The sequence below is a fragment of the Nonomuraea fuscirosea genome (genome assembly GCF_003001935.1).
GTDB classification, from domain to species: domain Bacteria; phylum Actinomycetota; class Actinomycetes; order Streptosporangiales; family Streptosporangiaceae; genus Nonomuraea; species Nonomuraea fuscirosea.
Genome location: NZ_PVNG01000019.1, coordinates 257711 through 266767, shown reverse-complemented (window position 1 = coordinate 266767; position 9057 = coordinate 257711). Strand labels below are relative to the sequence as shown.

General features: G+C 69.6%; 6 protein-coding genes and 1 rRNA gene. 2 read left to right on the top strand and 5 right to left on the bottom strand.

Features of this window, described 5'->3' with window-relative positions; all coding sequences use genetic code 11:
• Positions 1 to 60 (bottom strand): 16S ribosomal RNA (locus B0I32_RS38170); the annotation flags it as partial.
• A 2281-nt stretch (positions 61 to 2341) separates the two neighbouring features.
• Here B0I32_RS38170 and B0I32_RS38165 point away from each other — a divergent pair.
• On the top strand, positions 2342 to 3823 hold the full coding sequence (locus tag B0I32_RS38165; protein WP_106248001.1) for a glycosyltransferase family 39 protein: 1482 nt from the start codon (positions 2342 to 2344) through the stop codon (positions 3821 to 3823).
• Between the two features lie 193 nt (positions 3824 to 4016).
• Here the strand turns inward: B0I32_RS38165 and tyrS are convergent, their stop codons facing one another.
• Positions 4017 to 5282, bottom strand: a complete 1266-nt coding sequence (gene tyrS / locus B0I32_RS38160; RefSeq protein ID WP_106247999.1) for a tyrosine--tRNA ligase — start codon at positions 5280 to 5282, stop codon at positions 4017 to 4019.
• Positions 5283 to 5369: 87 nt separating this feature from the next.
• On the opposite strand from tyrS, the gene B0I32_RS38155 reads away from it, so the two are divergent.
• The gene (locus B0I32_RS38155; protein WP_106247998.1) at positions 5370 to 5771 is read left to right on the top strand and encodes a PH domain-containing protein; all 402 of its coding nucleotides are present in this window, start codon (positions 5370 to 5372) and stop codon (positions 5769 to 5771) included.
• On the opposite strand, the gene B0I32_RS38150 is transcribed toward B0I32_RS38155, so the two are convergent.
• Genes B0I32_RS38150 through B0I32_RS38140 form a run of 3 tightly spaced genes read right to left on the bottom strand, consistent with a single transcriptional unit; the run spans position 5711 to position 9047 of the window.
• Complete coding sequence (locus tag B0I32_RS38150; protein WP_106247996.1) at positions 5711 to 6412, bottom strand: DNA-3-methyladenine glycosylase; 702 nt, start codon at positions 6410 to 6412, stop codon at positions 5711 to 5713. The genes B0I32_RS38155 and B0I32_RS38150 overlap by 61 nt on opposite strands.
• Entirely contained in the window at positions 6394 to 7815 is a 1422-nt protein-coding gene (argH, locus tag B0I32_RS38145) for an argininosuccinate lyase (RefSeq protein WP_106248057.1), read from the bottom strand. Before argH ends, B0I32_RS38150 begins: the two co-directional genes overlap by 19 nt.
• Positions 7816 to 7847: 32 nt before the next feature.
• Positions 7848 to 9047, bottom strand: a complete 1200-nt coding sequence (locus B0I32_RS38140; protein ID WP_106247994.1) for an argininosuccinate synthase — start codon at positions 9045 to 9047, stop codon at positions 7848 to 7850.
• Positions 9048 to 9057: the final 10 nt, after the last annotated feature.

The window sequence follows — 9057 nt, the reverse complement described above, 5'->3', positions numbered from 1 at the left end:
TTGCATGTGTTAAGCACGCCGCCAGCGTTCGTCCTGAGCCAGGATCAAACTCTCCAAACAATGTCTGGAAACAATCCCAACAAAAATCCATCAAGTACAAATGACTTGACGAGGTGTTGCATGAAAATCATGCACTGGCTTTTAACACACTGTTGAGTTCTCAAGAAACGGACGCGTACAACTCGGTCTGGATCCTTTTCAGTGATCCCGGCCTTGGAGGCGCTATCTCGTCTTCCGCAATCTTAGCAGATCCGCTGGCTTCGAGTCAAATCCTGCGACTTGAGCTGAGGCCGGTTGACCTTCCAAGATTGTGCGCCCCGGCTCCGGGGCAACCCTCGTAACTTACCGTGCCACCCGGGTCATGTCGAATCAACCGAATTTTCGGTGGTGTCGGCACGCCCGGACAACGCCCATGCTGGAACACGCCTAAGCGGCTCCACCAGGTGGCTCGTTGTATCAAGGGGCTTGCCCTGGGGCCCGTCCGCCTGACCGGCGTCCGGCTCACTCCCGGGGCGAAGAGAAACATTAGGTCGCGATCCACGACACGTCAAATCGACTCGCGAGGGAGATGGCGGCGCGTCTCCGGTCGGTGGAAGTTCTTACTGGTCAGCGCATCGGGTGCGGCTGTGCATCCCTTGGCGGTGGGGTGTCGAGTGCGGCATCGGGTCGAGTGCGGCATCGGGTCGAGTGCGGCATCGGATCGCATCGGGTGCGGCGTGCTCGGGGTCGATGTGGTTGTCGCGGATGGGTGCAACGCGAGTCGGAGCGGTCGTGGAGGTGGTCGTTACTGAGGCCCTCTGCCCCGCGCCCACTGACGATGACGGCGGCTGGTGGTGACGGTTGCCAGATGGGAGCGTCGTTGAGCTGAACGTTGCCGAGTGGTCCGTCTGTTGGTGGCGGTGTCTCTTTGAGCGATGGAGGCCGCAGCCGAGTCATCTGGCGATCGGGGCTGGCGCCGGTGGTAGGCAGCGATGGTAGGTGCGGCAGCGAGGGCGGGAACCAGAGCAACAAGGGTGAGCGCAGTAGGAGCGGCAAGGCTGACTGTTCGGCTGCTGGGAAGGTGCCAGTGGTTCTTGCGGTGCTATAGGGCAGGTGAGCCCCAGGGCCATGGGGGCGGTTAGTCCATGGGACTGAGCGGGTGTGGCGCCATTGGGCGGGCGTGATTGAGCGGCGTGGTTCATGAGGGCTAGGAAGACACTGGTAGAGCGTACGGACGGTGAGCTGTCGAGGGGATGGGGCTGCTAAGGCGGTGGCGGGGCGGGTGGTGCCCGAAAGTTGAGTGCTGATGGTGCTCGGGGTGCCGACTGGCTCGTTCGGCTGCACTGAGAGTGCGGGCGGGCCTCGTGAACGACTTGCTTGGCGCGGCTACCGGAGTCTGCCCATGGCCGGGCATAGCGCGCGGCAGACAAGGCGTGCGGGGAGAGCGTGGCGATTGGTCAGGCGGTTAGGGCAGGGCGATCGCCCCAAGCATCCGCCCCAGACTCCGGCGCAGAGGGCCGGCGCAGAGGGCTAGCGCAGAGGGCTAGCGCAGAGGGCTAGCGCAGAGGGATCGAGTTGCTGGAGGGCGGACTGGGGGCCGTTGGTGAAGCCTTCGGGTTCTGGGCTGCGCTTTCAAGTCTTGTGTCAGGCGGCGCGCTTTCAGGCATCGTGTCGGAGGGAGGCGCTTCTGAGCACTGCGGGTGGGTGCCTTGTCGGCTCGGTGCTCGGAGGGCGGTTGCTACCGATGGCCCCGTGACTTGAGGCGACGGCGGCGTTGCGCCATTTGAGGGTCATGTGTGGCAAGTGCTGCTGATGCCCTTCCGCGATGGGGCCTCTGTCCGCGCCGTGCGTGGAGGTGCCGTGCCGACGATGGCGGTGCCTGGTAGCGCGGGGCTTTGGCGGGGTCTGGGGGAGGTCCCGAGCCGGGGTCCGGAAGTGTGGGCTGGGGTTCGGGCCAGAGGCGCAGGCTCAAGGCAGGCCCGGAGGTATCGGGCAGACATGCGGGCTTAAGGCGGGCCAGAGCTACCGGCCAGACGTGCAGGTCCAGGGCGGGTTAGAGGCACACGCTCCAAGCGGGCCAGAAGTGCGGGCTTCGAGATGGCGATCTTTGCTGTTGCGGGGGCGCTGTGCTCACGGGCGGCTCGGCGGGAAGGGGGGTGGAGATCGGAGGTCTTGGGGGGCGGTTTCGGGGGTTGTCGCTTGGGGTGTGAGGCTTAGGTGATCGGGTCATAGGGGGTGGAGACGATCACTTTCGCCCTATACCGGGACCACTGCCGCGTATCCTGCCCCGGTGACCACTGCCGCCACACTAGCTCCCCCAGTCCGTCCAGCCGCCCGGCTCCGCACGTCGACCCCCTGGTGGATGGGGCTGGTCGCGGGGGTGGCCGCGTTCTCGGGCACTGGTTCCTCGACGTTGAACGGGGACGAGCTGGCCACCATCAGCGCCGCCGGCCGTTCTCTGGCGGGGATGTTCGAGCTGGCCCGCCACATCGATGGTCATTTCCTCCCGTACTACCTGTTCATGCACTTCTGGGTGAAGGCGGGGACGGCGGAATTGTGGTTGCGGTTGCCGTCGGCGGTGGCGATCGGGGAGGCGGCGTGGTTCCTGGTCGAGCTGGGGCGTCGGCTGCACAGTACGCGGGCGGGCGTGGTCGCGGCCGGCGTGTTCGCGATCCTGCCTTCGGTGTCCTACTACGGGGCTTTCGCCAGGTCGTACGCGTTCGCGGCGGCGGCGGTCGTGTTCTCGTTCTGGGCGTTGCACCGGGCCGTGGAGGCCGGCGGGCGGCCGGGGCTGCGGCGCTGGGTGGTGTACGGGGTGGCGGTGGCGCTGGTCTGCTCCACGCACCTCTTCGCGGTGCTCGTGCTGCCGGCCCAGGTGCTGCTGATGCGGCGGGCCGTGGCGGTGCGGATGATGGTGGCGATGGCCGTGGGATGCGTGCCGGCCGCGGTGCTGGGCTTGATCGGGTACGGGGAGCGGCATGCCATCAGCTGGATCCCCGAACGCGGGCCCGAGGTGTGGTTGAAGTTTCCGAAGATGGCGGCGGGGGCTGACACCCTCGGAGTGGTGTTGTTCGTGATGGCGCTGGCGGGGGCGGTGCTGTTCTGGAGGACGCTACAGGGCGCGGCAGTCCTCCGGTCGTCCACCGGAGGCGGTCGGGGCGGTGGGGTCTGGGCGTTCGTGCTGGTGGGGTGGCTCGTGCTGCCGCCGGTGCTGCTGCTCCTGGTCTCCTGGGCGGTGACGCCGGTGTACGTGGATCGCTATCTGTTCGTGACGGCTCCCGCGCTGGCGCTGCTGGCGGGGCTGGCCGTGGCGGCTCTGCCCCGGTTCCACGTGGTGGCGGGCGTGGTGGTCGTGGTGCTGGGGTGCGCGCTGGCCTTCCCCGACCACGTCGACGTACGGGAGGAGAACGGCCGGTTCGAGAACATCCCGTGGGCCCTGCGCGTGATCAAGGCCGAGCCCGAGGACGCCATCGTCTACGGGCAGAGCCAGCTGCGGACCGGGTTCGACTACTACGCCGACTCCCTCATGCCCGTGGACGTGCTGCGGACGGGGGACGCGCCGGATCCGGACGGGTTCGGCTACCCGGAGCGGTCCGATGTCTCGGCCGTGCTGAAGGACCGGGAGCGGGTCTGGGTCGTGTGGCGGGGGACGAAGAAGTCGGGACTCGAAGGGGATGCGGTGCCTCGGGTCGGGGAGGTGGAGCGGGCCGGCTTCGAGCTGACCCTGGCCAAGCATTCGGTGGATCTGCCCGGACTGACGGTGGCGTTGTTCACCCGCGATCAAGAAACCGCCGGTCAAGGAACCGCCCGCCAAGGAACACGCGGTCAAGGAACACGCGGCTAAGGCATACGCAGGTAAGGGACACGCAGGTCCGGTACGCGGCCGCGGCGGTGCATGGGGTCGCGCCGCCGGTCATCAGGCGGTCGCGGCACCGACATGACGGCATCGACGTAACGGCACCGACATGGCGGCACCGACGTAGCGGCACGGCAACGGGCCCCCCGAAGTGCCGGAGGGCCCGTGGAGTGGTGGGCGGTCAGCCGACCTCGACCCCGCCGATCGACTTCTTGCCGCGCCGCAGCACCAGGTACCGCCCGCCCAGCAGATCATCGGCGCCGGGCACGTACGCCTCGTCGGTGATCTTGCGGTTGTTGAGGTACGCCCCGCCCTCCTTCACCGCCCGCCGCGCCGCCGACTTGGACTCCACCAGCCCGCTGTCGGCCAGCAGGTCAACGAAGGCGGTGCCGAGCTCGGGGACGACGGCCCTGGGCACCTCGGCCAGCGCGGCCCCGAGGGTGGCGGCCGGCAGGTCCTCCAGTGAGCCCTGGCCGAACAGGGCCTTGGAGGCGGCGACGACCGCGTCCAGCTCCGCCCGGCCGTGCAGCAGCTCGGTGAGGTCCTCGGCGAGGGTGCGCTGGGCCTCGCGGGCGAAGGGGCGTTCGGCGACGGCCTTCTCCAGCGCCTCGATCTCCTCGCGGCTCCGGAACGTGAACACTTTCAGGTAGTGGATCACGTCGCGGTCGTCGGTGTTGAGGAAGTACTGGTAGAAGGCGTACGGGGAGGTCATCTCGGGGTCGAGCCAGAGGGCCCCGCCGGCGGTCTTGCCGAACTTGGTGCCGTCGGCCTTGGTGATGAGCGGCTGGGTCAGCACGTGGACGTGGCCGCCCTCGACGCGGCGGATGAGGTCGGCGCCCGCGGTGATGTTGCCCCACTGGTCGCTACCGCCGATCTGCAGGGTGCAGCCGTAGCGGCGGTACAGCTCCAGGTAGTCGTTGGACTGCAGGATCTGGTAGCTGAACTCGGTGTAGCTGAGTCCTTCGCCCTGCAGCCGCGCGGACACCGACTCCCTGGCGAGCATGCGGTTGACCGGGAAGTGCTTGCCGATGTCGCGCAGGAAGTCGATGGCGCTCAGCTCGCCGGTCCAGTCGAGGTTGCTGACGAGGCGGGCCGGGTTGGGCTGGGCGTCGAAGTCGAGAAATCTGCTGACCTGGCCGCGCAGGCGGTCCACCCACTCGGCGACGATGTCGCTGGAGTTGAGCGAGCGCTCGGTGTTGCGGCCGCTCGGGTCGCCGATGAGGCCGGTGGCGCCGCCGACGAGGCCGATCGGGTTGTGCCCGGCCAGCTGGAAGCGGCGCAGCGTGAGCAGCGGCACGAAGTGGCCGATGTGCAGGGACGGCGCGGTGGGGTCGAAACCGGAATAGACCGTGATCGGTGCCTCGGCCATGGACGCGCGCAGCGCGTCGAGGTCGGTGGACTGGGCGATCAGGCCTCGCCACGCGAGGTCGTCAAGGATGTCGGTCACGGTGATCTGGCTTCCCTGGGTCGTTGTCGGTGCCTTTAGCCTGCCCGATCGGTGCGCGTGGGCGCTACTTGGATACGCTGTGTACCCATGTGGAGGGTCCGTCGCGAGCTGGCCGTTTTCAAGATCTTAGGGGCTCTGGTGTGTGCCGGGCTCGGCGTCTTCTGGTGGTCGGACGGGGATGTGCGCGGGGTGATCCTGGCGGTGCCCGCGGCCGTCCTGGTGGGCGGGATGGGGTTGCGCGACCTGATCGTCCCGGTACGGCTGGCGGCCGACGAGAGCGGCATCACGGTGGTGCACGGGTTCGCGGGCCGGCGGCACGTGCCGTGGGAGTCGATCTGGGACGTCAAGGTGGACGTACGCAGGCGCTGGGGGCTGCGCAGCGAGATGCTGGAGATCGACACCGGCGACCATCTGCACGTCTTCAGCCCTCAAGAGCTGGGCACCTCCCCCACGGAGGTGGCCGCGGCGCTGCGCCGGCGCGGTACGTGAGCCCGGTACGGCGAGACGGTCGGGTCGCCGTCGATCCAGAACCGCCACGGGGTGTCCTTGGCCGTCGAGACGCCGGTGCGCGGCCCTGACCTGATCGCCGAAGGGTCGGCGGGCAGGCCGTGCAGCACGGTGGCCGACTGGTGCGGCCGGCCCGACGGCGAGCCTTCGCGCACGGCGTCGAGGCCGTTGTGCTCGCGCAGCAGGCCCAGGGCCACGGCCAGCCGGGCGGGGCCGCGGGCCAGGTCGCGATCGGCGACCGGCTTGCCGGACGAGCGGCGGGCGCGGGCCTCGGCGACGCCCTCGACCACCTCGCCGGCCCGCAGCAGCACGGCCGCGCCGAAGCCTTCAGGCAGGCACACGAGGTTCGCGCAGAAGTGCATGCCGTAGGTGAAGTAGACGTAGATGTGGCCCGGCGGGCCGAACATGACCGCGTTGCGCGGCGTCCGGCCCCGGTAGGTGTGCGCGGCCGGGTCCTCGCCGGGGCCGCCGTACGCCTCGACCTCGGTCAGGCGTACGGCGACGGCGCTCTCCCCGCTGCCGTGCACGAGCACGCGCCCGAGCAGGTCGGGCGCCACTTCCCAGGAGGGCCGGTCGAAGAAACTCCGCGGCAGCGCGGCGGAGCTCAGCTCCCCGCGGCCCATGCCGCCTGCGCGTCCACGGCCTCCCGCAGCGCGACGAGCTGGTCGCGCACGCGGTCGGGCGCGGTGCCACCGTGGGCCTTGCGCGCGGCCAGGGCGCCGGGCACGCTGAGCACGTCGCGGACGTCGGGGGTCAGGTGCGGCGAGACCTTGACCAGCTCGTCGTCGGTCAGCTCGCCGAGGTCCTTGTCGTTGACCTGGCACCACACGACGAGGTGGCCGACGGCCTCGTGCGCCTCGCGGAACGGCACGCCGCGGCGGACGAGCAGCTCGGCCAGGTCGGTGGCGAGGGCGAACCCGTCGGGCGCCGAAGCCTCCATCCGGGCGGTGTTGACCCGCATGGTGGCGACCAGGCCGGCCATCGCGGGCAGGACGAGCAGGAGGGTGTCGACCGCGTCGAACACCGGCTCCTTGTCCTCCTGCAGGTCCCTGTTGTAGGTGAGCGGCAGGCCCTTGAGCGTGGTGAGCAGCGCCATGAGGTTGCCGATGAGGCGCCCGGCCTTGCCGCGGGCCAGCTCGGCGACGTCGGGGTTCTTCTTCTGCGGCATGATCGACGAGCCGGTGGAGTAGGCGTCGTCCATCTCGATCCAGCGGAACTCCTGCGAGGCCCACAGGACGATCTCCTCGCCCAGCCGCGACAGGTGCACGCCGATCATGGCCGCGTCGAACAGGAACTCGGCGGCGAAGTCGCGGTCGGCGACGGCGTCCATCGAGTTGGGCGCGGCGGCGGAGAAGCCCAGCTCCTCGGCCACGGCCTGCGGGTCGAGCGGCAGCGACGAGCCGGCCAGGGCGCCGGAGCCGAGCGGGGAGATCGCGGCGCGCTTGTCCCAGTCGGTGAGCCGGTCGACGTCACGGGCGAAGGCGTGCACGTGGGCCAGCAGCTGGTGGCCGAACGAGACCGGCTGGGCGTGCTGCAGGTGCGTCATGCCGGGCGCGGCCGTCTCGGCGTGCTGCTCGGCCTGGGCCATCAGCGCCGTCTCCAGCTCGACCAGGCGCGAGACCACCGACCTGGCGTGGTCGCGCAGGTAGAGCCGCAGATCGGTGGCGATCTGGTCGTTGCGCGAGCGGCCGGCGCGGAGCTTGCCGCCGAGCGAGCCGAGCCGCTCCAGCAGGCCGCGCTCCAGCGCGGTGTGCACGTCCTCGTCGGCGACCGTCGGGCGGAACTCCCCCGCCTTGCACGCGCGCTCCAGGTCGTCGAGCGCGCCGATCATGCGCTCGAGCTCCTCGTCGCTCAGCAGCTCCGCCTTGTGCAGCACGCGGGCGTGCGCCCTGGACGCCGCCAGGTCGTACGGCACCAGCCGCCAGTCGAAGTGCACGCTCACCGACAGCCGGGCCAGCGCGTCAGACGGGCCGCTCTCGAAGCGTCCGCCCCACAGCCGCATCGGCTTGCCATCACTCACCGTCATCTCCTCCGTTTCCCCCGCGACCATAGTGCAAGTCAGTCCTTTCTCGTGTCCCGGGCCGCCGCGATCTTAGCGGGGAGGGAGAACAGCTGGACGAAGCCTTTGGCCAGGGACTGGTCGAAGGCGTCGCCGGTGTCGTACGTGGCGAGCGAGAAGTCGTACAGGGAGTCGTCGGAGCGCCGTCCCGTCACGGTGGCCCGCCCGCCGTGCAGGGTCATCCTGATCTCGCCGTTGACGTGCTTCTGGGCGTCGGCGATGAGGGCGTCGAGCGCGTCCTTGAGCGGCGAGAACCACAGGCCGTCGTAGACGAGTTCGCTCCAGCGCTGGTCGACGCCGCGCTTGAAGCGGGCCAGGTCGCGCTCGACGGTGACGCTCTCCAGCTCCATGTGCGCGGTGATGAGCGCGATGGCGCCGGGCGCCTCGTAGACCTCGCGCGACTTGATGCCGACCAGGCGGTCCTCGACCATGTCGATCCGGCCCACGCCGTGGGCGCCGGCGCGCCGGTTGAGCTCGTCGATCACCGCGTACGGGGTCAGCGGCCGCCCGTCCAGGGCGACGGGCACGCCGCGGGCGAAGCTGATCACAACCTCGTCGGGGTCGCGTGGCCGCGCCGGGTCGGAGGTGTAGGCGTAGACCTCCTCGGTGGGGCCGTTCCAGATGTCTTCGAGGAAGCCGGTCTCGACGGCGCGGCCCCAGAGGTTCTGGTCGATGGAGAACGGGTTCTTCTTCGACGTCTCGATGGGCAGGCCCTTGGCCTCGGCGTACTCGATGGCCTTGTCGCGCGTCCAGGCGAAGTCCCTGGCGGGCGCGATGACCTGGAGGTCGGGGGCGAGGGCGGCCAGGCCGGCCTCGAAGCGGACCTGGTCGTTGCCCTTGCCGGTGCAGCCGTGGGAGACGACGGTGCCGCCGAACTGCCTGGCCGCCGTCACCAGGTGTTTGACGATGAGCGGGCGCGAGAGGGAGGAGACCAGCGGGTAGCGGTCCATGTAGAGGGCGTTGGCCAGCAGGGCCGGCACGCAGAAGTCGGCGGCGAACTCCTCCTTGGCGTCCACGACGACCGATTCCGCGGCGCCGCAGTCGATGGCCCGCTTCTGGATGGTCTCCATGTTCTCGCCGCCCTGGCCGAGGTCCACGGCGACGGCGATGACCTCGGCGTCCATCTTCTCGGCGAGGTACGGGATGGCGACCGAGGTGTCGAGCCCGCCGGAATAGGCGAGCACCACTCTGTCGGGCATGTCAGTCTCC

What these genes read in the sequence shown, in the direction of transcription:
- B0I32_RS38165 (WP_106248001.1), top strand. Translation starts at nt 2,342, where the DNA reads ATGGGGCTGGTCGCGGGGGTGGCCGCGTTCTCGGGCACTGGTTCCTCG.
- B0I32_RS38155 (WP_106247998.1), top strand. Translation starts at nt 5,370, where the DNA reads ATGTGGAGGGTCCGTCGCGAGCTGGCCGTTTTCAAGATCTTAGGGGCT.
- B0I32_RS38150 (WP_106247996.1), bottom strand. Translation starts at nt 6,412, where the DNA reads ATGGGCCGCGGGGAGCTGAGCTCCGCCGCGCTGCCGCGGAGTTTCTTC.
- argH (WP_106248057.1), bottom strand. Translation starts at nt 7,815, where the DNA reads ATGACGGTGAGTGATGGCAAGCCGATGCGGCTGTGGGGCGGACGCTTC.
- B0I32_RS38140 (WP_106247994.1), bottom strand. Translation starts at nt 9,047, where the DNA reads ATGCCCGACAGAGTGGTGCTCGCCTATTCCGGCGGGCTCGACACCTCG.